This is a genomic window from Pseudomonas sp. B21-015 (genome assembly GCF_024749285.1).
Classification (GTDB): domain Bacteria; phylum Pseudomonadota; class Gammaproteobacteria; order Pseudomonadales; family Pseudomonadaceae; genus Aquipseudomonas.
Genome location: NZ_CP087196.1, coordinates 2927574 through 2950602, shown reverse-complemented (window position 1 = coordinate 2950602; position 23029 = coordinate 2927574). Strand labels below are relative to the sequence as shown.

Genomic DNA, 23029 nt, shown 5'->3' with positions numbered 1-23029 from the left:
ACGGGACAGCACGTCAAGGCAGTGCGATCAGAATGTCACACTGGCGCTGAGGCGTGCCGTGCGCGGCTCGCCGACATTGACCGCCAGTTGGCTGCCGGTGGAGGACGGGTAGTACTGTTTGTCGAACAGGTTGTCGACGTTGAACTGCAGCGAGGTCTTGTACCCGAACATCGGCGACTCCCAACGCACGAACGCATCGGCCACGGTGTAGCTGCTTAGCCAGAAATCGTTGGCGTTGTTCGCGGCCCGCTCGCCGACGTAGCGCGCACCGGCGCCGGTATGCCAGGCTCCGAACTCTGTAGGGACGTTCAGGTGATGCGTGAGGTACAGGCTTGCGGTGTGCTTCGGCGCATCGGCGAGGCGGTGACCTTCGTCATCCGGATCGTCGAGGATTTCCGTGTGGGTGTAAGCGTAGGTGCCGATCAGGTCCCAGCGCTCGGCCACACGCCCGGTGATGTCCAGTTCCAGGCCCTGTGAACCGACCTTGCCTGCGGCTTCCGAGAGGCTGACGCCGCTGACCGTCTGAGTGGTCACGACGTTTTTCTTTTCGATGTCGAACAGCGCAAGGTTGATGTTCAGCCCCGGCAGCGGGTCGTATTTCGCGCCGACCTCGTAGCTGCGGCCCTCCTCCGGATCAAAGGTGTTGCCAGCATCGTCGACTTGGGTATTGGGCTTGAACGAACGGCTGTAGTTGCCGTACAGCGACAAGGTATCGGTGGCTTTGTAGACCAGGCCCATAAACGGCACGAAGGCGTCGCCGTTATCGTCGCGGTTGACGGTGTAGCTGCGGCCGCGGCCCTGATCGCTGTACTGATCGTAATGCTGCTGGCGACCACCGAGGACCAGGATCCAACGGTCATCGAGGTGCCAGTTATCCTTGAAGTACACGGAGCTGGAAGTCAGCTGGTTGCTCAAGTCGCTCTGGGTGGCACTGACGAGGCTCGGCTCGGCCAGACGACCATAAACCGGCGACGTGATGTTGAAGCCCGATTGCGCGGTATTGCGGTAGGTTTTGCCGCGGAATTGGTCGGACGCTTCGGTGTCCGCGCCGACCAGCAGGTCATGGCGCTGGCCGAACAGTTCCTGCTGGCCGATGAAATCCCAGCTGGCGTAGCGGGTTTCATCGTCGTAGTGAGCGCCGTTGGCAGCGCGTCGCAGATTGTTGCCGGTCAACGAGCTCGGCTGGGCAATCGAGAGGCTGTAGCGGTCGTTGTTCCAGCCGTAGGTGACGCGGGTTTTCCAGTCGTCACTCAGCTGATACTCGAAACGCGCGGTGGCCACTTCACGGATACCGACGCTTTTCGCCCATTTTTCGTCGAGGCGCTTGTCGTAGTCGATGTCCGCCGGATGACCGTTGGTGAACACGGTGCCGCGGTCGAAGGGGCTGGAATAATCGTTGTATTCGTAGCTAAGGGTCAGGCTGGCGCGCTCGCCCGTCCAGGTCAGCGATGGCGCGACCAAGGTGCTCTCATTCACACCGTAGTTGCGCCAGTAATCTTCATGGCCGCGTTCGGCAATCAGGCGATAGGCCAGGCCCGTATCCCCCAGCGGCCCGGTGGTGTCCACCGCCAGGGTGCCGCCGCCTTCGCTATAGGCCGAGCCGCTCAGGGTTGTGCTCTGGGTGTATTCACGCTTCTTGCTGATCACGTTGATCAATCCGCCGGGCTCCAGCGCGCCGTACAGCATCGAAGCAGGCCCTTTGAGCACTTCGATACGATCCGTGGTAGCACTGAAGTTGTGCCCCATATTGGAACGCACGCCATCGCGCAGGATCGAGCCGTCATCGTTGGTGCCGAAACCGCGCTTGACCAGCGAGTCCCGAGAATTGCCCAGGGTATTGCCCTGGCTGACGCCGCTGACGAACTTCATGGCGTCGCCCAGCGAGCGCACCTGATAGTCGGCCAGGGTCTGTTGAGTGACCACATTGATCGATTGCGCCTCTTCCTTGATCGGCACATTGCTTTTGCTCGCCGTGCTGGCTTGGGAGGTGGTGTAGCTCGTGTCTTGGCTGACGCGGCTTGCCTGAATATCAGTGCTCGGCAGTTCAATGGCTTCCTGTGCCCACAAAGGACTGACAAACATGACGCAGGAGAGTGTTGGCAACGCGTGTTTCATGAAGACTTTGCGGCGGGCAAAGGGGTGGGGTTGGCTCAAGACGTCGCACTCGATGAGTTAGTAGTAATGATTCTCATTGTATGATGCGACGTATTTCCAGTAAATACCCTCCCAACTATTAGCTAACGGGTTATTGATCCGCCGCATAGATGACGGTTTGCGCGCTGTCTGCCGCTGCCGGCTGGCGGGTGAAGTAGGTGTCGCCTTCATCCGTGTGGATCTCGTACTGCGCCTTGCTGGCGACACGGCCCGATACATCGGCATGCTTGATGATTTTCAGCACCCGCTGAAACTTCACGCTCAGGGTGCCGTTCTGGGCAGGCCCGGTGAGCACATTGACCGTTTGAAACCAGCCTTCATTCTTTTTGTTCGACACAAGGGTGCCCGTCAGCGCCTCAAAACGCTCCAGACGGGTAAAGCCCCAGAGTGTCTGTTCCTCGACCGTTTTGCCTTTCGCGGTGGAGCCCGTAAACACAAACAGGTTGATGGCCGGATTGTCTTCGCAAAAGAAGTCGTAGGGCACCAGCCCGTCGACCATTTTCTTGCCGGAAACGAAGCCCTTTTTATGAACCAGAAACATGACCACCTCCACGCTAAAACATCAGCAAACGCTGAGTAAGTTTGAGCGGGAAGTCTACTGAGGCGAGGCGTACAGAGCCGTCAAGCCAATGTAATATCGTGTAAAGATCACGCCTGACGGGGCAAGCTGATTTCCACGGTCAGCCCAGCGGACGGCTCGTTGCGCGCCACGATCGTGCCGCCGTGCATTTCCACGGCCCTTGAGGCAATCGCCAGGCCCAGGCCGAAACCGGCACTGGCCTCGTTCAGGCCGCGCTCGAAGGGGTGGAAGATGCTCTGCAGCCGCTCGTTTTCAACACCCGGCCCCTGATCGGTGATCCGTACTGTCAGGCAGTCTGCTTCGAGATTGACCTCAGCCGACACAACAACCGCTGTCATCGGCCTGGTATGGCGTACCGCGTTGCGAATGACGTTTTCGAAACACCGATACAGCAACTCGCCGCTGACCCGGCTGACAAAGGCCGGGCACGCCTGCAGACTGACCCGGCAACCTTTCATTCCCGCCTCGAACTGAGCGTCCTCGACGATCATCGCCAGCCACTCGATGATATCAAGTGGCTCGCGCTCGATACTCTCGGGCCGGCCCTGCATGCGTGCCAGGGTCAATAACGCCTCGATCAGCGTATCCATGCGCACCGATTCGCGCTGGATGCGCTCGACCATTTCCTGTCGGGCCGGATCCTGCTGCAACAGCCCGATGGCCGCTTGCATGCGCGTCAGCGGTGAGCGCAGTTCGTGAGAGATGTCGTGCAACAAGTCTTGCTGGGCCTCCACCAACAGTTTCAACTGGTTGGCCATCCGGTCGCAGTCCTCGGCCAGATCGACGATTTCATCGCGGCGCCCGCCCATCATCGGCTTGACCCGGGTTTCGAAGCGCCCTTGGGCCACGTCACTCATCGCCCGCCTGAGATAGGCCAACGGCCACGCCAGGTAATACGCCATATACCCGCTGAACAGCGCACTCATCACCGTGCCAATGATCAGCGGAATCGAACGCCCCGGCCCTCGGTCACCTTCTTTGCCAAGGGACTGTGAGGATCTGAGCGACAGGGTCAGACCGTCCTTGCTGATGACCGATCGTTCAAAGGCCGGCTGCGGAACCGGCGACCCAGCCACCCGTTGACCGGCACTGTCATAAACACCAATGGTTTCGTCACCGGGGTGCCGCCACACTGCCAGAAATTGCCTTCCCGACTCGACGCCAAACTGTCGCAGCAACTGTTCCTCGCTGGTCAGGATGGCCTCCAGGTGAGGATCGCCAGGCCCGTGATTGCCCAGCACCAGAATGCCCAACCCGACCAGAAACGTCAGGCTGGTGGCGAGCCAAAACGCCAGGAACAGTTTCCAGAACAACCGGCTGGGTTTCATCATTCGGCGATCAACAGGTAACCGAGGCCACGCACGCTCTGAATCCAGGCCTTGGCGTCGGGGCGTGGGCCCAGCTTCTGGCGAATGCTGCTGATGTGCACGTCGATGCGCCGGTCGTAGCGGGTCAAGGGACAGCCCAAGGCATTGAGCGACAGATCCTGCTTGCTCACCACCTGCCCGGCACAGCGGGCCAGTTCTTCAAGCAAGCTGAACTCGGTACTGGTCACCCCCAGCTCGCGCCCCTGCCACAGGGCCTGGCGCTTGCCGGGCCACAAGACCAGCGGGCCGGTCCTGATCACTTCGGTGGTGGGCTGATCCGCCGGCTGCACCCGGCGCATGATTGCCCGCAAACGCGCTACCAGTTCCCCTGGCGAGCTGGGCTTGGGCACATAGTCATCGGCGCCCAGTTCCAGGCCGGTGATCCTGTCGATGTTGTCGCCACGGGCCGTGAGCAACACCACCGGTACCTGGCTGACGGCACGAATGCGCCTGAGCACTTCGATACCCGACAGCCGCGGCAGCATCACGTCGAGCACCACAATGCTGTAGCGCCCGGACAGCGCTTGAATCTCGCCCTCCTCGCCCGTGTGCACGGCCGTCGCCTCGAAGCCTTCACGCTCCAGGTATTGGCTGAGCATTCCAGTCAGTTCCTGGTCATCGTCGACTAGCAATACGCAGATCATTGGCGGGCTCTTGAGTGGGGGCCCGCGCATTATCGCCCTTGCACCGCACAGCGTCATCGCCCCCGGTCAACCTTTACCTAACTTGACACTTGGTTAACCGCACCAAACGCACCGAGCTTTTATGCTTCACCTCCACCAGCCTGCTCGCTTCGCGGTAACTCGTCTTGCTGTGAGATATCCGCGCCCGCCTACGCTGCTTGTCGATGTGTTCTGGATAAGATCTTGATGAATTTTTCGCGCCTGCTCTGCTCGGCTGCACTGCTGCTCAATGCCACTCTTGCGCACGCCCAAGGCTTCAAAATTTCCGATATTCGCATTAACGGCCTGCAGCGGGTTTCCGCCGGCAGCGTGTTCGGTGCCTTGCCGTTGAACGTCGGCGATGAAGCGGATGATCGCCGCTTGGTGGAATCCACCCGTGCATTGTTCAAGACCGGTTTCTTTCAGGATATCCAACTGGGGCACGACGGTGATGTCCTGATTATCACGGTGGTCGAGCGTCCGTCGGTCGCCAGTATCGAGATCGAAGGCAACAAGGCGATCTCCACCGAAGACCTGATGAAGGGCCTCAAACAATCCGGCCTGGCCGAAGGCGAGATCTTCCAGCGCGCCACCCTCGAAGGGGTGCGTAACGAACTGCTGCGCCAATATGTCGCTCAGGGCCGCTACTCGGCGTCGGTCGATGCCGAGGTAATCCCGCAACCGCGCAACCGTGTGGGCCTGAAAATCAAGATCGACGAAGGCTCTGTCGCGGCGATTCAGCACATCAACGTGGTGGGTAATACTGTCTTTCCTGATGAAGACGTCATCGATCAATTCACCCTCAAGACCAGCAACTGGCTGTCGTTCTTCAAGAACGATGACAAGTACGCTCGCGAGAAACTCTCCGGCGACCTGGAGCGCCTGCGCTCCTATTACCTGGATCGCGGCTATATCAACATGGATATCACCTCGACCCAGGTGTCGATCACCCCGGACAAGAAACACGTCTACATCACCGTCAACATCAACGAAGGCGCAAAGTACACCGTTCGTGACGTCAAGCTCGGCGGCGACCTGAAAGTGCCTGAAGACCAGGTCAGATCCCTGCTGCTGGTTCAGAAAGGCCAGGTGTTCTCGCGCAAACTGATGACCACCAGTTCGGACTTGATCACCCGTCGCCTGGGTAACGAGGGTTACACGTTTACCAATGTCAACGCGGTGCCGACCCCGAACAATGACGACCACACGGTCGATATCACCTTCGTGGTCGACCCGGGCAAGCGTGCCTACATCAACCGCATCAACTTCCGTGGCAACACCAAGACCGACGATAAAGTGCTGCGCCGTGAAATGCGTCAGATGGAAGGCGGCTGGGCGTCGACCTACCTGATCGATCAATCCAAGACGCGCCTGGAACGTCTGGGTTTCTTCAAGGAAGTCAACGTCGAGACGCCGGCCGTGGCGGGTGTCGACGACCAGGTTGACGTGAACTACAGCGTCGAAGAACAGGCCTCCGGTTCGATTACCGCCAGCGTCGGTTTCTCCCAGAGCGCCGGCCTGATCCTCGGGGGTTCGATCACTCAGAACAACTTTCTGGGCACCGGCAACTACGCCAGCCTGGGCCTGACCCGCTCGGAATACCAAAGCAAGTACAACTTCGGTTTTACCAACCCCTACTTCACGCCGGACGGGGTGAGCCTGGGCTACAACCTGTTCTACAACGCCACCGACTACAGCGACTACTACGATGACGGGGTTTCGTACTATTCCATCAACAGTTATGGCGCCGGCACCACACTCGGCTACCCGATCAATGAAACCTCACGGTTGAGTTTCGGCCTGACCGTGCAACATGACAGCATCGAGCCAGGCACCTACAGCGCCGACGAGATCTACGATTTCATCGACCGCGAGGGCAAGGAGTTCAACAACTTCAAGGCCAACCTCGGCTGGTCGGAATCGACCCTGAACAAGGGCGTGCTGGCCACTCGCGGGCATTCGCAGAACCTCAACCTGATGGTGACGGTGCCTGGCAGTGACCTGAGTTTCTACAAGATCGATTACACCGGGCAGACGTTCCTGCCAGTCAGCGACGCCACTTCGCTGCGTTTCCACACCAAGCTCGGCTATGGCAACAGCTACGGCTCAACCGATGGCCTGCCCTTCTATGAAAACTACACCGCCGGTGGCGAGGGTTCGGTGCGTGGCTTTGAAAGCGGCACCCTCGGCCCGCGCAACACCCCGGCCACCGGCACGTATGCCAGTGCCGGCCAGGCGTATTACTCCGATCGGGACACCGATGCATTGGGCGGCAACATCCTTATCACCGGCGGGGTGGAGTACCTGTTCCCGATGCCCTTCATCAAAGACAACAAATCCCTGCGCACCTCGGTGTTCTGGGATGTCGGCAGCGTCTACTCCAACAAGTGCTACCTGAGTACCACCCAGGGTTGCGACGGTGTCGACCTCGGCCAGTTAGCCAGTTCCGTCGGGGTCGGCGTCACGTGGTACAGCCCCATGGGGCCCTTGAGTTTCAACCTGGCGTTTCCGGTCAAAAAGCCCGAAGACGCCGACACCCAAGTGTTCCAATTCTCCATGGGGCAGACCTTTTGAGCCTCGGCGGAGCAGCCATCAGGCGGCCTGGGTTACGGCACGCAGCCTGTCGCCGATAACGCGGAGATCAAAACCAGGTTTCCATCTGTATGCCGTACTGCCATACACCACCGGCGTTGAAGTCCGACTTGCCGAAGTTATCAGAGGTGCTGTATCGGTCCAGGTCCGAAGACCAGTTCATGAGGCTCGCGAACACTCGCAATTCGGGACGTGTGAGCAGGTCTCCAACGTCGGGTTTGAATGTCGGGGCGATGGTGAACTTCCAGAAGTTACCGTCGACCGCATTACGTTGCAGGTAGCCTTTTGGGTCGAGGTTCATGGTTTGCCAGCTCATTTCGTAGGCCATCTCGAAATTGCTGTTGATTTCATTGGCCAACCGCACGTTCAGGGTCATCCAGCGGTAATCGTCACCCTTGACGTATCTGTCCTTGCTTTGTTCGGCCAGCAAGCTTGGGCCGATGCGCCAGCCCGGTGCAATGGGCGTCTCGCCGTAAAGGGCCAGACGCAGCGCGCGGGCGTCGTCGATCAGCTCGCCATCCGAGCCGATGTTCTTGACCTCTGCCCCCAGACCTTGCCCGTAGAGCAGTGCCGTTTTGAAGAAGCCTTCCCTGCCGAAAAAGTTTTTCTGGTGATTGGCCAGCATGCTGTGCAAGCCGGAATCCGCAGGCGTCAGGCCCGCTTCATTGGTGCGAGTGCCAAAGTCGTTTTTCTTCGAACCGATGCCATTGAACATCCACTGCCACTGACCATTATCGAAGAACTGGTTGGAGGTCAGGATGTAGCTTTCCACATCGGCATTGACACCGCCCTCACTGAAGTCCCCGTAGTTACGCCCGATCAGGGAGTAGTTCGAGCGCCAGTTCTTGTTCATTTGCACATCGTAGATACCACCTCCCGTACCCGCCAGGAAGACGATGTCCGAGTCCAGCCAGTGGATATCGAAGTTATCTCTATCGAATCGCTTGCCTGCCCACAGGGTGGAGTTTTCGAACGCTGAGTTGCCCTTGAAAGCGGCCAGATGATCGAGTTCGGTAAATACCTGACGCACGTTCAAATTGCTTTCGTCGGCCGTCCAGTCATTGGAACTTTCCACGCCGTCGGCGATGGAAACCGTAAATTTGGAATGGGTGCCGTTCTGCGCATAGGCTTCTTTCGACAAGTCGATGCGCATGTAGGTCTCGTCTTCGTTACCGAGTCGCCCGACGGCGCCACCGACTGAACCGGCCGGGGTTGTGTAAGGGCCGCCACGCCCACCACCCAGCCCATCGTTGATCAGCAATCCGGAGCGAGCGTAACCCTTGAAGCTGAACCCGTCGGTGAGGTGTCCTGTACTGCCCTCTTTCTCCATGCTTTGCTGACGGGCTTCGAGTTTTGCCAGCCGGGTATCCAAAGTGGGCGCCACATTGGCTGCCGCAGTGGACGCGGCGGGCTGCAAGGCGGGAGTGGTGAGTTTGATCTGCTGCAATTCCCTGGCGAGCGCCTGGGTTTGCTGTTCGGCGGCGGCCGCACGCTTTTCCGCGGCACTGGCACGGGCTTCAAATGCAGCCATGCGCTCTTCCAGAGTCGCGGCCTGAGAGTTCACCGCCGAGGTGCCGAGTACACCTGCGAGTAGCCAGCTTGATGCTTTCTGCATGGGGATTTCCTGTTTTGTTTTTATTGTTTTGTCCTGCGAGCGAGCTTTTTTCCGTGAGTTGTGAATTGTGCAAATCAACAAAAAAAAGGGATGCCTCATGGCAATTTCGCTGCTACATTTGACGATGTTAACGTTAACTTCTCTTAAAACAAAAATAAAGAGGGCTTTATGAAACAGCTGAAATCTCTCCTTCCAGCAGCACTGCTTACCCTCTGTGCCGGGCTTCCATCTCTCTCGAGCGCAGCCGATCTGACGATCTCCTGCGGTGCGGTGGGTGCGGAATTACAACTCTGCAAGGAGGCTGTCGAGGCGTGGTCGAAACAGACAGGCAATAACGTTGAGGTGGTTTCCACGCCTAACTCGGCGACCGAGAGGTTGTCGTTCTACCAACAGATCCTCAGTGCGCAGTCCAGCGACATCGACATCATTCAAATCGATATGGTGTGGCCGGGAATGCTGGCCAAACACCTGATGGATCTGCGCGAGGTGCTTCCCGCCAACGCGACCCAGGGCTACTTCCAGGCACAAGTGGATAACGCCACGGTGAACGGGCGGTTGGTGACGATGCCGTGGTTCACCGACTCGGGCCTGCTGTATTACCGCAAGGATTTGCTCGAGAAGTACAACCAACAGGTTCCCCAGACATGGGAGGAAATGACCGCTACCGCCAGGAATATTCAAACGGCCGAGCGCGCTGCCGGGAACCCCAACGCCTGGGGCTACATCTTTCAGGGGCGCGCCTACGAGGGCCTGACGTGTAATGCGCTGGAGTGGATCAGCAGCCAACCGCAAGGCGGGTTGGTCAATCCACAAGGCGACATCGTGGTCAACAGCCAGGCCTCGCGAACGGCGCTGACCCTGGCGAAAAGCTGGGTAGGAGACATCTCCCCGCGTGGCGTGCTCAATTACACCGAGGAAGAAGGCCGTGGCGTATTCCAGTCGGGAAATGCGCTGTTCATGCGTAACTGGCCGTATGTCTGGGCCCTGGTACAAAGCAAGGACAGCGCTGTAAAAGACAAGGTCGGAGTCGCTCCCCTGCCCCGCGGCGGCGAGGCCGGCAGCCATGCATCCACCCTCGGTGGCTGGGGCCTGGCGGTATCGCGTTACAGCGCCCATCCAAAACTTGCCGCAGAGCTGGTGAGTTACCTGACCACTGCCCAAGAGCAAAAACGGCGTGCCCTGATAGGCGCCTATAACCCGGTTATCGAGTCGCTGTATCAAGATCCTGAACTGCTCGCGGCAATGCCTTATTACGCTCAGCTGCACAGCATTCTCAACGATGGGGTGATGCGCCCCGCCTCAATCACTGCCGATCGCTATCCACGGGTCTCCAATGCGTTCTTCGATCGAGTGCATGGCGTGCTGGCGGGCGAGTTGCCTGTCGATCAGGCGCTGGCCGAACTGGAAAGCGAACTCACGCGCATCAAACGCCGGAACTGGTAAGCCACAAGGAAGAAAATCACCATGTCTGTCTCTACTACCCATGTCCCCTGTGACGAGCTTCTGCTCACCAGGGAAACGCCCGTACAACGTCGCCGAGTACGCGCTGCCTGGCTGTTTCTGACGCCGATGCTGTTGTGTCTGGCCCTGGTGGCAGCCTGGCCGCTACTGCGCACATTCTGGTTCAGCCTGACCGACGCCAGTCTGTCGGACACCGGTGGCGGATCCTTCGTCGGCCTGAGCAATTATCTGTTCCACAACGGCTCCAGCTGGTCGGGCATCCTGGTCGATCCTCAGTGGTGGAACTCGGTGCGCAACACCTTGCATTTCACCGTGGTGTCGGTGGGACTGGAAGTTGTACTGGGACTGTTGGTGGCGTTGCTGCTCAACATCAAGTTCACCGGCCGTTCTCTGGTGCGGGCGATGATTCTGATTCCCTGGGCGATTCCGACCATTGTCTCGGCAAAGATCTGGTCATGGATGCTCAACGACCAGTTCGGCATCATCAATCACATGATGCTGAGCCTCGGCCTGATTGACGCACCCCTGGCCTGGACGGCCGATGCGGACCTGTCGATGTGGGCAGTGATCCTCGTCGACGTCTGGAAGACCGTGCCGTTTGTCACGCTGCTGATGCTGGCGGCCCTGCAGATGTTGCCGAGCGATTGCTACGAAGCCGCGAGGGTCGATGGCATTCATCCGCTGAAAGTCTTCTGGCGTGTCACCCTTCCCCTATTGATGCCTGCACTGCTGGTGGCGGCGATCTTCCGCATCCTCGACTCGCTGCGGGTATTCGACGTCATCTATGTGCTGACCTCGAACTCGTCGAGCACCATGAGCATGTCGGTGTATGCCCGCCAACACCTGGTGGAGTTCCAGGACGTCGGTTACGGCAGCGCGGCCTCGACCCTGCTGTTTCTGGTCGTTGCGGTGATCGCCATGCTTTATCTCTACCTCGGACGCCGTCAACTGGAGGTCCGGTCATGAACCTGCGCCTACTGAAAAAAGCACTGTTGCGCCTCGGGTTTTGGTGCCTGATCGGGGTGTTGCTGCTGTATGCGGTTTTCCCTTTCTACTACGCCATCGTCACGTCGCTGAAGCCGTCCAGCGCCTTGTTCGAGGTGAGCTACTGGATCAAAAATCCCGACTTCTCCAATTACGCGGCGGTGCTCAACCAAGCCTCATTCCTGCGGGCTATCGGTAATTCACTGGTGGTCGCGCTTAGCGTGGTGACACTGGCGCTGTTCCTCAGTCTGACCGCCGCCTATGCCTTGGGCCGGGTGAAGTTTCGTGGGCGCGGCACGGTCTTGATGATGGTCCTTGGCGTGTCGATGTTTCCGCAGGTCGCGGTGCTGTCGGGGCTGTTCGAGGTGATCCGCGCCCTGGGCTTGTACAACACCTCCTGGGCGTTGATCCTGAGCTACACGATTTTCACCCTGCCCTTCACCGTCTGGGTGCTGACCACGTTCATGGGGCAATTGCCTCATGAACTGGAAGAAGCGGCAATCATGGATGGCGCGTCCCCATGGGTCACGCTGACCCGCGTGCTGTTGCCGCTGCTCTGGCCTGCCCTGGTCACCACTGGCTTATTGGCCTTCATCGCGGCGTGGAACGAGTTCCTGTTTGCCCTGACCTTCACCCTCACCGACACCCAACGCACGGTGCCGGTAGCCATTGCCTTGATTTCCGGCGGGAGCCCCCATGAGCTGCCTTGGGGGCTGTTGATGGCCGCCTCGGTGCTGGTCACCGTCCCGCTGGTGATTCTGGTGCTGATCTTCCAGCGCCGAATCGTTTCCGGTCTCACTGCCGGCGCGTTAAAGGGTTGATGCCCGACAACTACAAGGAACAGCATCGTGATCAAGTTGAAACTGGATAAAGTGAACAAACAATTGGGCGGCGCGCGGATTCTGCGTGACGTCAACCTGGAGATTGCGGCGGGTGAATTCGTAGTGTTCGTTGGCCCTTCGGGCTGCGGAAAATCAACCCTGCTGCGACTGATCGCCGGACTGGATTCGATCTGCGGCGGCGACCTGCTGATCGACGGGCGCCGGGTCAACGACCTGGAACCGCGCGAGCGTGGCGTCGGCATGGTGTTTCAGTCTTATGCGCTTTACCCGCACATGAGCGTCTACGACAACATCAGCTTTGGCCTCAAACTGGCCAAGACCGAAAAGACCAGCCTGCGCGAGCGAGTGCTGAAAACCGCGCAAATCCTGCAATTGGACAAACTGCTGCAACGCAAGCCAAAGGAATTGTCCGGTGGGCAACGTCAGCGTGTGGCCATGGGCAGAGCCATGGCGCGAGAGCCGGACATTTTGTTGTTCGATGAGCCGCTCTCCAACCTGGACGCGTCCTTGCGGGTGCAGATGCGCAACGAAATCGCCCGGCTGCATGATCGACTGGGCTCGACCATGATCTACGTCACCCACGATCAAGTGGAAGCGATGACCCTGGCCGACAAAATTGTCGTGCTCAATGGCGGTCGCGTCGAGCAGGTCGGCTCACCGCGCGAACTCTATGAGCGCCCGGCCAGCCGCTTTGTCGCCGGTTTTCTGGGTTCGCCGAGAATGAACTTCCTGCAGGCGCGCCTGCAGGCGCCAGGCGAAACCAGTCTGGTCGATAGCCTCGTATTGGGTATGACGTCTCTGCCCTTCGACAGTTCGAACCTGGCGGCGGGCACCTCGCTGAGCCTGGGGATTCGCCCGGAGCACGTGTCGCTCAAGCCGGCGCAGGGCGCCGGCATCGTCGTGACCGGAGTCGAATATCTGGGCAGCGAAACCTATGTGCACCTCGAGACAGGTCAGGACGAGCCACTGATCTGTCGTTGTGAGGTCAACGCCGGATGGCAGGCGGGCGATCGGGTCGAGCTGCAGCTGGACATCGACAACCTGCACCTGTTCGACGCCGACGGCACGGCCTTGAGGCGTCACCCACACACCGAAACCGTGCCCGATGGCGTCTCTCTGCGCTCGGTACGAGTACACGCCCTATGACCTTGCCTTTGAATACCATGAGCGATCCAATGTCTTCTTCCCTTGACCTGGCGCAGCGTGCGCTGAGTGATGGCCTGTCTCGCGTCATCCACGATTACCGACCCGGTTATCACCTTGCCCCCCCGGCAGGCTGGATGAATGACCCTAACGGGGTGGTGTACTTTCGCGGCGAATATCACGTTTTCTATCAACACCACCCCTTCGAAGCGAAGTGGGGCCCGATGTATTGGGGGCATGCCAAGAGTGCCGATCTGGTCCATTGGCAGCATCTGCCGATTGCGCTGGCGCCTGGCGACGACTTCGACCGTGACGGCTGTTTTTCCGGTAGCGCGGTGGTGTGTGGGGATACCCTGGCACTGATCTACACCGGGCACACCTGGCTGGGGGATGTGGGCGACGAGCGCTCGATCCGTCAAGTCCAGTGCCTGGCGACCAGTACCGACGGCATCCGGTTCGTCAAGCATGGCGCCGTCATCGAGACCGCGCCGCAAGACACGATCATGCACTTTCGTGACCCCAAGGTATGGAAGGAAGATGACCACTGGTATCTGATTGCAGGGGCACGTCTGGGCGATGTGCCGCTGCTCCCGCTGTACCGCTCCACGGATCTGCATACCTGGGAGTTTCTCGACTATGTGTCCAGCGGCAGTGAGGGCGATGGCTATATGTGGGAGTGCCCGGATCTGTTCCGACTGAACGGACGCGATGTGCTGCTGTACTCCCCCCAGGGCATGCAACCCAAGGGTTACGAACGGCTCAACAAGTACCAGACAGGTTACAGAGTGGGCCGACTCGACAGTGAATGGCATTTCACGGGCGGGCCTTTTATCGAGCTGGATAACGGCCACGATTTCTATGCCGCGCAAACACTGCTGGCCGCCGATGGTCGGCGCCTTGTCTGGGCGTGGCTCGACATGTGGGAAAGCCCGATGCCGAGCCAGGCCCATCACTGGTGCGGCATGCTCGGATTGCCGCGTGAACTTGAACTGCACGCAGACCGCCTTTGCGTGTACCCGGCACGTGAACTCACCGCTCTGCGCAAGGCGTCAATGCCGAGCACACCCTGGTGGGATGAGGCGGGAGCCTGGCGGGTGCCGCAAGTGAAGGGCGATATGCTCGAAATCCATGTGAGTCTGGATTTGCTCGACTACGTCGACGGGCATCTGGGAATCGCCTTGCGCTGCAGCGACGATGGCCATGAAGAAACCCTGCTCTACTACGATGCGTCGCTGCAGCGCCTGGTACTTGATCGCAGCCGCTCGGGTGCGCAAGTCGCAGGTCAGCGCAGCGTGCCGATAGCCCCGACACTGGAGCGACTGGAACTGCGTGTATTTCTTGATCGCTCATCCATCGAGGTGTTCGACGAAAACGGATGCTTCAGCCTCAGCAGTCGCCTCTATCCCCGTCCCGACAGTCTGGGGGTGAAGCTTCTTGCCTGCGGGAGTGGCGGGCGCGTCTCCATTCGCCGGGCATGGTCGCTCGCCTCGGGATGGCTGTGAGTTGCGCATTCGAGTCGCGAAAAGCCCGGACCCTGTGTCATGATTCTTCGTCAACCTGACCGGCCTCACCTCGCATGACTTCAGTGAAAGATGTTGCACAGCTGGCCGGCGTGTCCCTGATGACGGTTTCTCGAGCGCTCAACAATCCGGAAAAACTGAGCGCCGAAACCCTTCAGCGGGTGCGTCGCGCCATTGACGAACTGCAATTCGTACCGAGCCTGTCGGCGCGCAGGATGCGAGGCGACAACCTCCAGTCGCGAACCATCGGTGTGTTCGCGCTAGACACCGCGACCACACCGTTCGCGGTCGAGTTGCTGCTGTCCATCGAACAGACCGCGCAGCAAGCCGGCTGGAATGTATTTATCCTCAACCTGTTGAGCAATCCGCCCACCGACCAGAACATCGACTTGATGTTGTCGCACCGTCCCGACGGGTTGATCTTCAGCGCCATGGGGTTGCGCCAGGTGTGCATTCCCGAGCGTTTGAAGAGCAAACCCCTGGTACTCGCCAATTGCCTGGCCGATGACAGTCACCTGGTCAGTTATGTGCCAGACGACGAGATGGGGCAGTATCGAGCCGTCCATCACGCGTTGAGCCAAGGCTATCGGCGCCCTCTGTGTATCAATCTGCCAAAACAGAGTCTGGCCTGGGGGCTGCGACAACAAGGCCTGCAACGTGCCTGCCAGGCATTCGGGCTGACGCCTGACGCACTCCTGCAATATGACCTTTCCGATCATGACGCCTATGGTGAAACCGCAGCCATCCTCGACCGGCACATCATCGAAGGTCGTCCCCAATTCGACATGCTGATCTGTGGCAACGACCGCATTGCTTTTTGTGCCTATCAGCTGCTGTTGGGCCGAGGCCTGAAAATTCCCGACGATGTCGCGGTGCTTGGCTACGACAACATGATCGGTATCGCCAAACTGTTCATCCCGCCACTGACCACGGTGCAACTGCCGTACTACGAGATCGGTCGCCAGGCTGCCCGGCATCTGATCGAGGCCTTGGAGGTATCGGGAGCCCAGCCCGTTGATTGCCCATTGGTGGTCAGGGCCTCGCTATGAAGGATTGACGACCACGCGCACGCCCTTTTCTCAGATCCAGCGCGGGTCGATCTCCCCGGTCCAGGCCAGCAGCGCCGCCAACAGAAAGAAACTGCCGCACACCGATTCGACCTTCTGCTCCACCGTTGCCGTGGTGCGATAGCAATGGCCGATAAATCGCCCATCCTCGAAGTCGGCGCTGCGCACGATCGCTGCCAGTAACTGGCCGGCCTGTTGCCTTGGCAACGCCGACTCGACGGCCCCCACCGCCTGCCCTTGCAGGGCCAATGCCGCCATCGCCGCGGCACAAGGGTCGCTCGGTCCCTGGGGCTGATCCAGGCGATTGGCCGGGACGGACAAGCCCCGGCTGTGCAGCCAGTACTGGCTTGCCCTTTCGGCATCGCTGCTGAACGGCGCACCGTACAAGCGGGCGCCCGTACCCAGGCCGAGCATGGCCCAGGCCTGCCCCCGGGACCAATTGCCCGGGGCGTCACCGACCTGCCATTGCCCCAGGTCAAAACGCGCATGGCTGCTCCAGGTACCGTCCGCGCCGGCACAGGCACGGAAGGAGGTCTGCAACTGTTGGCGACCCAGCCCCAACAACCGTGGCTCGGCATTCAGGGTAAATAGCTGTAAGGTCGCGGCCAGCGGATCGATGCTCAAACGGCTGTCACCGTGCTCACCGCCGCCCATCTCGCGGCCGAGGGGGATGCAACCCAGCACCGGATCGAAGGCCCGGGCCAGGCGTTGCACCGCCTGCTCCGCCAATTCCTCGGCTTGGGGGTTGGCCAACAGGCGTGCGCCCAACCCGGCGCCGTACCAGAAAATCAGGCTGCGATGATGGGTATCGCTGTCGAGCTTGTCCCGTAGCCGCTCGGCGATGCACAGCGCCTGTTGCAGATCCGCCCGGCGCCCGGTGCAATGGGCTCGCAACCACCACAGACCAGCCCAGAACCCGCCCAGCCAGGAGCCGCTGGCAGACACCTTCCATGCCTCGCTGTCCCCCGTGCGATACAGGGGAAAGCCTTGGCCACAAGCGGCGTCGATCTGCTCCAGTCGCGTGAAGATGGCCTGGATGGCGCGCCGAACTTCAGCGGTCTCAAGGGGCTGATCCGGAACCTCGAAAGCGTTCATTTGACCACCCTCACGGACGGTTCCACAGCGCTGCTTCTCTGGCGCTGCCGAACCCGCGTCAACAACAGGCACAGCAGACAGCCGAGCAGCAACACGCCGACCAGCGCCAGCCAGGCGCTGGCAAAACCCCATGGCCCGTTCTGCACCAGCCCGAACAACGGCGGGCCCAGCGCAAAACCACCAAAGAAACCCACCGACAGCAAACCCGCGGCCGGCGCCGGGCTACCGAAGCCTGGGTCGCGCAAGACCATGCTCATGGCGATGGCATTGGTCGCCACCGCCGTCAGCCCCATGCCCAGAGCACCCGCCCACAAGGCCCAGTGACTGCCCGGCGCGGCCAGGGAGGTCAGCGACAAGGCCAGGCTCGACAGCAACAACAACACCAGCAACAACCAGGACTCATCGGTCATGCGCGCGCCCAAAGGCGTAAGGAAAACCCGCGCAACAATGCCCATGACGCCGAAGCCGGCGATCAGGCCGCCGATCAAGGTCGCCGGCATCCCCTGCCACGCGGCGAACACCCCAAGATAGGTCACGAACGACGAGAGCACGATGCCCACACACAGTTGCACACTCATCAACAGCGCCAGCCGCCCGTTGGGTCGGGCAACGGCTAGGCTCAGCGGTTTACCCTGATGCTCCCGGGGGGCCACTCGCGGCCCCAGAAACGCCAGCAACAAGGCCGGTATCAGCAAACTCGCCAATGCCCCACGCCAGCCAAAACTCACCGCCAGTGTCGGTAGCAGCAAACCGGCAAACAGCGCCGAGACCTGCACCCCGGATTGTTTCAAGCCGACAACCGCCGCCTTGTGCCGGGGTTCGACGCGCTCGGCGATCAGCAGATTCGTCACCGGATTGGCCAGCGCCTGGGCAATCCCGCACGCTGCCAGGGCCAGCACCACACCGACGAAGCCCGGCAGGCTCGCCAGCAATCCATAGGCGCCCACCGTGCTCCAGAACAACACCGCCATGGCCCGTCGAGTGCCCAGCCAGTTGACCAGCGGCCCGGCCCATAACGACAACAGCGCGGCAAAGCCGAAAGCGCTGGTGATCAGCCAGCCCAGCCAATGGGTTGGCACGCCAAGGTCGGCGACGATTGACGGGCCGAGGGTGCCGACGGCGTAGAAGATCAGCATCGGCAAGGCCATCGCCGCGGTCAGTACCCCCCGCAACCACCAGCCATGCGGGGCGTTTTGCTCAGTCATCGGCCCGCTCCCGGTACCCGCGACGGCCAGTCGAAATCCAGCCCCGCATCGTCGCAACTGTCCAGCAGTTGCCGACCCACCGCGCTGATCAGCGCGTCGTCAGTGCCGTCGAGGATATGGGTGGTGCGTGCGGTGCGGTAAATCCCCGACAGTGGCGACCACTCGCTCAGGCCCTCGGCGCCCATGATCTGAATCGCCGAATCCACCGCCTCGCTCAACGCCTGGGACGCCGCGACCTTGGCGATGTTGACCTCGATGCTGTTGGCCACCCCGGCATCGTGTTTACCGGCAGCGTCCTGCAGCAACGCGCGGGCGCTGGCAATGGCCTGATAGACCTTGAATACCCGCTGGCGCACCAGTTGTTTATCCGCCAGCCGCGCCTGCTGGCCACGGGCCGAGTGGATGCGTGCGCACATCAGATCGAAACAGCGTTGGGCCAGGCCCAGCCAGTGCACCGAGCGCAATATCCGCCCCAGCCCCAGGCGTTCCTGCATCAGCGCCAGACCCTGCCCCGATTGCCCCAACACATGACTCGGCGGGACCTGCACCTGATCGAAGGACAACTCGCCCTGACCGGAGAACCGGCCGAGGATCGACAACGGCCGCTCCACCCGAAAGCCCGGCGCATCACTGGGCACCAGCAACATCGACAGCCCGTTTTCCAGAGGGCCGGCGCCGGTGCGGGCAATCACCGTGACCAGGGCCGCGCGCTCGGCGCGGCAGATGAACCATTTGCGCCCGTTCAATACCCAATGACCATCGACGAACTCGGCGTGGCTGTTCAGGGTTGCCGGGATCGAACCGATGCTGTCAGGCTCGGACATGCCATAACTGGAAACCAGCGTCCCCGCGGCCAACGGCGCGAGAAAGCGCTGGCGAATGTCCTCGCTGGCATGCCGGGTGAGCATGTGCAGATCCAGAGTGGCATCGTCGCCGAAAATCGCCGGGGCGTACTCGGAACGCCCCTCCTGTTCGGCCACCGCCAGGTAGTCGCGCAGGCTGGCGATACGCCCGCCGAGGGCCTGAGGGTAAAAACTGCCCCAGAGCCCGGCGGCCCGTGCCTCGGCGCTGAGCTTGGCAAGAAGCCCGGCGGCCTGTCGGGGCTCCGCCGCCAGTTCGGTCTCCAGCGGAATAATGCGCTCGTCGACAAAACGCCGCACCGCCCGGGCCAACTCGGCGTTGTCCCGGGCGGCGGCCAATGGCTGTGCACTCAACATGCGATGCCCGCCCCGCACTCGAGAAACGCCACTTCGGCGGCCAGGGATTTCTTGTCGATCTTGCCTGCCGGGGTTAGCGGAAGCTGCCGGTAGAAGCGCAGGTACTCTGGCAGTTTGTTGACCTCCAGGCCCTGCTCGCGCAGGTAGTCGGTCAGTTCGCTCAGGGAGAAGCGCGGCGCGCCGTCGCGCAGGGTCACGCAGATGCACACCCGCTGGCCGAGGTCCGGGTCCGGCACGGCCACGCAAGCGACGCTGACCACATCCGGGTGGGCGGTGGCCAGGGTTTCGATCTGCACCGGGCTGATATTGGCGCCGCCACGGATGATGATGTCCTTCTTGCGCCCGGCCAGGATCAGGTAGCCGTCGGCGTCGATGTAGCCCAGGTCGCCGGTGTTGACCCAACCTTCGGCATCGCGGTACTGCGCGTCGAGTTCCGGAGCGTTGACGTATTGCATCGGGCTCAGCGGGCCCCGGGCCTTGATTTCGCCGACGCTGCCCTGGGGCAATTCAATGCCCTGCTCATCGCAAATCTTGATCGCGCACACCGCCGGGTTGGGCCGGCCGACGCTGTAAAACACGACGTCCTGGGCATCGTCCAGGGTGTTGTGACAGTTCACCCCGTCCGCCGAACCATAGAGGCTGATAAAGCCGCAACCGAAAGCCTCGATACAGCGGCGCACGGTCACTTCATCAATCAGCGAACCGCCGCAGATCAGCCCCAACAGGCTGGACTTGTCGACCTGTTCCAGGCGGGCGTCGGCGGCGATGCGCTGGAGCATCGTCGGCACCCCGAGTATGTGGGTCGGACGCAGCTGCTCGATGGCCTCGATCGCCGCCCCCACGTCAAACTGCGGCAGCACGGCAATCGAACCGCCGAGCCAGGACAGGCTGCCAAAGGTCGCAGTGGAACCGAAGGACGAGCCCAGCGGTACCAGATACAGCCCGCGGAAGGTCTCGCCTTCGGGGTGGACGCGCTGCAGGAAACGCCCGCGCCCGCCCACCAGGGCGTTGTGCGAATAGGCCACCAGCTTGGGTTCGGATTCGGTGCCGGAAGACACCAGCAAGCGCACCGGCGAGTTGGGGCAAACCTCGGGCAATTGCGCTTGCGTCAACGGCTCGGCCTGGAGCATGTCGTGCAGACTCATCCAGCCGTCCCGGACGCAACCTTCAACGATCAGCACCCGCAGCGACAACAGGCTCGGTCGCAGGGCCTCGATGACCTGGCACAGATCGATGCCGGCGTACTGCGCCGGAACGATCACCGCCCGCGCATCGCAACGGCGCACCAGGGCCTGGATGTCCAGGCTGCCGCGTCCCGGTGGAAACGGCGCGACCACCGCGCCCAGGGCCGCGGCGGCGAGGTCAATGGCGCAGCTGCGCCAACTGTTGGTCAGTTGATAAGCCACCACATCGCCGGCGACGATGCCAGCGGCGCGCAGGCTCGCGGCCATGCGCAGCGCCGCGTCATGCAACTCGCCATAGCTGAGTGTGCCTTCGGGCGAGAGCACCGCCGGTTTCTGCGGAGCGCGCTGCGCGTGCTCGCGGAACAGTTGATAGACCGAACGGTTGGGGTAAGTGCCGTCGCGTTCCCAAACACTGCGAACATCAGCGGGGACCAGATCAATAATGCCTGCGCTATTCATCGAAAACTCCAGTGAGCGTTGACCGAGGTATAGGTATTCACGCTTAAACACGTCTTCAATCGCCTGTCTTCAGCCAGCTGCGACAGGTCTTCTACGGCCACGGCGGCCGGTATCGCGGCGTCGCCCAGCACCTGTTGCCAGGTAGCGGCGGACTGCGACGCCAAGGCGCTGTGAATCAGCCCGTCACGCCCCTCGGGGTCGCTGTGCAGATCGCAGGCGAGGATAATTTCCAGTTGCTGAAGCTGGGCCGGGGTCTGGCAGTCGATGGCCAGCAGCCCGGTCTGGGTCGGGTACACGCCCTTGAGCAGACTGATTTCGGCGGTGCCTGTCCCTTGAAGTTGTTGCGCGCACAACAGGTTGGCGGCGCCGAGCAGCGAGCTGTCGACCCGTACCGCCTGCCCGCTGAGCGCGCGATGCAGCAACGCAGCGCTGACCCCTTGGGCCGCGACCACCCCGCCCAGCACATCCAGCACGGTGAACAGCGAACCGCCCGGCGTCGCCGAGGTCAGGCCGATCTGTTCGCCAACGCCGGACCAGGCCTGGACCACGAAGTCAGTGCCCGGCAACGATTCGCCCGGCCGGTCATGGCCCCAGCCGCCGGCATAGGCGTACACCAGCCCCGGATTGACCCGCATCAGATCGGCACGATCCAGGGCCAGTTCGGCGGCCTTGCCCGGCGCCCAGTTGTGCAGGAACACATCAGCCTCCCTGACCCGCTCGTACAACTCTTCACGGCCGGCAGCGGATTTGATGTCCAGCTCACGGACCTGTTTGTGCCGATTGAGGGCGTCAAAGCGCACCGACACCCCATCGACGCAAGGCGGCATACCGCGCAACGGATCGCCACCGGGTAACTCGATGCGGATCACCTCGGCCCCCAGCAGCGCCAACAGGTGCCCGGCCAGCGGGCCCTGGATCCGCCGGCACGACTCGATCACCGTCAGGCCGCTCAAGGGCAGTATTTGCCCATCCAGGTCAGGCATTGCTTTGCCGCCCGCGCTGACAGCGTCGAAGGCCCAGGGGCCCTGCTCTAACTGACCCGGCAGATCGCGGTCAGCCCGACGCTCGGCGAGGCTGCGCATCGGGCACAGCGCAACACCGCTCAAGTCGCACAGGGCGCTGATCCGTGCCATGGACAAGCGCGCCAAGGCCTGACGAAACATCGCCGGCATCGGCGCAACAGCCTTGGCATAGCGCAGCAGAAAGGCCTTCCAGCCCTGCCCGGCCTGCTCGCCGTCGATGCCCACCTCCGCCCAAAAGCGCCGCCACGGTTCAGCGTCCAGGGTTTCCAGTTCGAAGTGCACGCCATCGGCCGAGACAAACGGCGGACGATTCTTCGCGCACGTGGCACCCGGCAACAGGCGTTCGGCTTCGGCACCCGCGGTCGCACCCGCCAGGTACTGGGCAATGCCCAGCACCCCGGCCGCGGCCATGGAGGTGGTCACAGTGCTGAAGTCGCCACCGCGCAACTGCCCAAGCGCTGCGGCAAACGCACCTTGCAGGGCCAGGCTGGCGCTCAGGGTCGAGACATAATCCACCCCCAACCCCTGGGCCTTGCCGCTGGCCCGGCCATGCACCGACATCAGCCCGCAGGCCGCCTGCACGGTGTGTTCGGTGATACCTGCGCAACTGCCGTCGGGCCAGCCATGAATCAGCCCGGTGAGCGGTTGCAGATCGGGGTGATGCAGGGTGAAGCTCAACCCTCCGTGTGCCGGATCGTCGGTTGTGGTCTGTGGGTTCAGGCCCAGCGTCGTCGCCTGGTAGCGCAGTGACGCGGTCAGCGGGGCGAACCCGGCAGGTGAAGAGGCAAAGGAGCCGCTGAGGCTACATCCATGTAAAAGACGGGACATAAAACATTCGCCAGAGTGGTTGCATAACCCTG

General features: G+C 61.4%; 17 protein-coding genes. 7 read left to right on the top strand and 10 right to left on the bottom strand.

Features of this window, described 5'->3' with window-relative positions:
• Nucleotides 1-27: 27 nt before the first annotated feature.
• The 4 genes from LOY38_RS13030 to LOY38_RS13015 form a co-directional block, all read right to left on the bottom strand.
• Nucleotides 28-2115, bottom strand: a complete 2088-nt coding sequence (locus LOY38_RS13030; RefSeq protein ID WP_408980627.1) for a TonB-dependent siderophore receptor — start codon at nt 2113-2115, stop codon at nt 28-30.
• 130 nt (nt 2116-2245) lie between these two features.
• Nucleotides 2246-2695: a hypothetical protein gene (locus tag LOY38_RS13025; protein ID WP_258700364.1), complete on the bottom strand. Its 450-nt coding sequence runs from the start codon at nt 2693-2695 to the stop codon at nt 2246-2248.
• Nucleotides 2696-2802: 107 nt separating this feature from the next.
• Nucleotides 2803-4065, bottom strand: a complete 1263-nt coding sequence (locus LOY38_RS13020) for an ATP-binding protein (protein ID WP_258700363.1) — start codon at nt 4063-4065, stop codon at nt 2803-2805.
• Nucleotides 4062-4745 (bottom strand): response regulator transcription factor, encoded by a 684-nt coding sequence (locus LOY38_RS13015; protein ID WP_258700362.1) that lies wholly within the window; start codon nt 4743-4745, stop codon nt 4062-4064. The genes LOY38_RS13020 and LOY38_RS13015 overlap by 4 nt, the downstream gene beginning before the upstream one ends.
• A 225-nt stretch (nt 4746-4970) precedes the next feature.
• Between LOY38_RS13015 and bamA the strand changes: the two genes are divergently transcribed.
• The gene (gene bamA / locus LOY38_RS13010; RefSeq protein WP_258700361.1) at nt 4971-7337 is read left to right on the top strand and encodes an outer membrane protein assembly factor BamA; all 2367 of its coding nucleotides are present in this window, start codon (nt 4971-4973) and stop codon (nt 7335-7337) included.
• A 67-nt stretch (nt 7338-7404) separates the two neighbouring features.
• On the opposite strand, the gene LOY38_RS13005 is transcribed toward bamA, so the two are convergent.
• Nucleotides 7405-8970, bottom strand: coding sequence for a carbohydrate porin (locus LOY38_RS13005; protein ID WP_258700360.1), 1566 nt, complete (start codon nt 8968-8970; stop codon nt 7405-7407).
• Between the two features lie 168 nt (nt 8971-9138).
• Between LOY38_RS13005 and LOY38_RS13000 the strand changes: the two genes are divergently transcribed.
• The 6 genes from LOY38_RS13000 (at nt 9139) to LOY38_RS12975 (ending at nt 15969) form a co-directional block, all read left to right on the top strand.
• The gene (locus LOY38_RS13000; protein WP_258700359.1) at nt 9139-10413 is read left to right on the top strand and encodes an ABC transporter substrate-binding protein; all 1275 of its coding nucleotides are present in this window, start codon (nt 9139-9141) and stop codon (nt 10411-10413) included.
• 21 nt (nt 10414-10434) lie between these two features.
• The gene (locus LOY38_RS12995; RefSeq protein ID WP_258700358.1) at nt 10435-11397 is read left to right on the top strand and encodes a carbohydrate ABC transporter permease; all 963 of its coding nucleotides are present in this window, start codon (nt 10435-10437) and stop codon (nt 11395-11397) included.
• Nucleotides 11394-12236, top strand: a complete 843-nt coding sequence (locus tag LOY38_RS12990) for a carbohydrate ABC transporter permease (protein ID WP_258700357.1) — start codon at nt 11394-11396, stop codon at nt 12234-12236. Before LOY38_RS12995 ends, LOY38_RS12990 begins: the two co-directional genes overlap by 4 nt.
• 27 nt (nt 12237-12263) lie before the next feature.
• Nucleotides 12264-13403, top strand: coding sequence for an ABC transporter ATP-binding protein (locus tag LOY38_RS12985; protein ID WP_258700356.1), 1140 nt, complete (start codon nt 12264-12266; stop codon nt 13401-13403).
• Nucleotides 13400-14902: a glycoside hydrolase family 32 protein gene (locus tag LOY38_RS12980; protein WP_258700355.1), complete on the top strand. Its 1503-nt coding sequence runs from the start codon at nt 13400-13402 to the stop codon at nt 14900-14902. Before LOY38_RS12985 ends, LOY38_RS12980 begins: the two co-directional genes overlap by 4 nt.
• 74 nt (nt 14903-14976) lie before the next feature.
• Entirely contained in the window at nt 14977-15969 is a 993-nt protein-coding gene (locus LOY38_RS12975; protein ID WP_258700354.1) for a LacI family DNA-binding transcriptional regulator, read from the top strand.
• A 30-nt stretch (nt 15970-15999) separates the two neighbouring features.
• Here LOY38_RS12975 and LOY38_RS12970 read toward each other — a convergent pair whose 3' ends face one another.
• From LOY38_RS12970 to LOY38_RS12950, 5 genes are read right to left on the bottom strand one after another with little or no spacing between them, the layout of a single operon-like run.
• Nucleotides 16000-17082: a glucuronyl hydrolase gene (locus LOY38_RS12970; RefSeq protein WP_258700353.1), complete on the bottom strand. Its 1083-nt coding sequence runs from the start codon at nt 17080-17082 to the stop codon at nt 16000-16002.
• The gene (locus LOY38_RS12965) at nt 17079-18287 is read right to left on the bottom strand and encodes a CynX/NimT family MFS transporter (RefSeq protein WP_258700352.1); all 1209 of its coding nucleotides are present in this window, start codon (nt 18285-18287) and stop codon (nt 17079-17081) included. Before LOY38_RS12965 ends, LOY38_RS12970 begins: the two co-directional genes overlap by 4 nt.
• Nucleotides 18284-19504 (bottom strand): acyl-CoA dehydrogenase family protein, encoded by a 1221-nt coding sequence (locus LOY38_RS12960; RefSeq protein ID WP_258700351.1) that lies wholly within the window; start codon nt 19502-19504, stop codon nt 18284-18286. The genes LOY38_RS12965 and LOY38_RS12960 overlap by 4 nt, the downstream gene beginning before the upstream one ends.
• Nucleotides 19498-21147 carry a class I adenylate-forming enzyme family protein gene (locus tag LOY38_RS12955; protein ID WP_258700350.1) on the bottom strand — a complete coding sequence of 550 codons (1650 nt, stop codon included), beginning with the start codon at nt 21145-21147 and terminating at the stop codon, nt 19498-19500. Before LOY38_RS12955 ends, LOY38_RS12960 begins: the two co-directional genes overlap by 7 nt.
• Nucleotides 21144-22997, bottom strand: a complete 1854-nt coding sequence (locus tag LOY38_RS12950) for a CoA transferase (protein WP_258700349.1) — start codon at nt 22995-22997, stop codon at nt 21144-21146. The genes LOY38_RS12955 and LOY38_RS12950 overlap by 4 nt, the downstream gene beginning before the upstream one ends.
• Nucleotides 22998-23029: the final 32 nt, after the last annotated feature.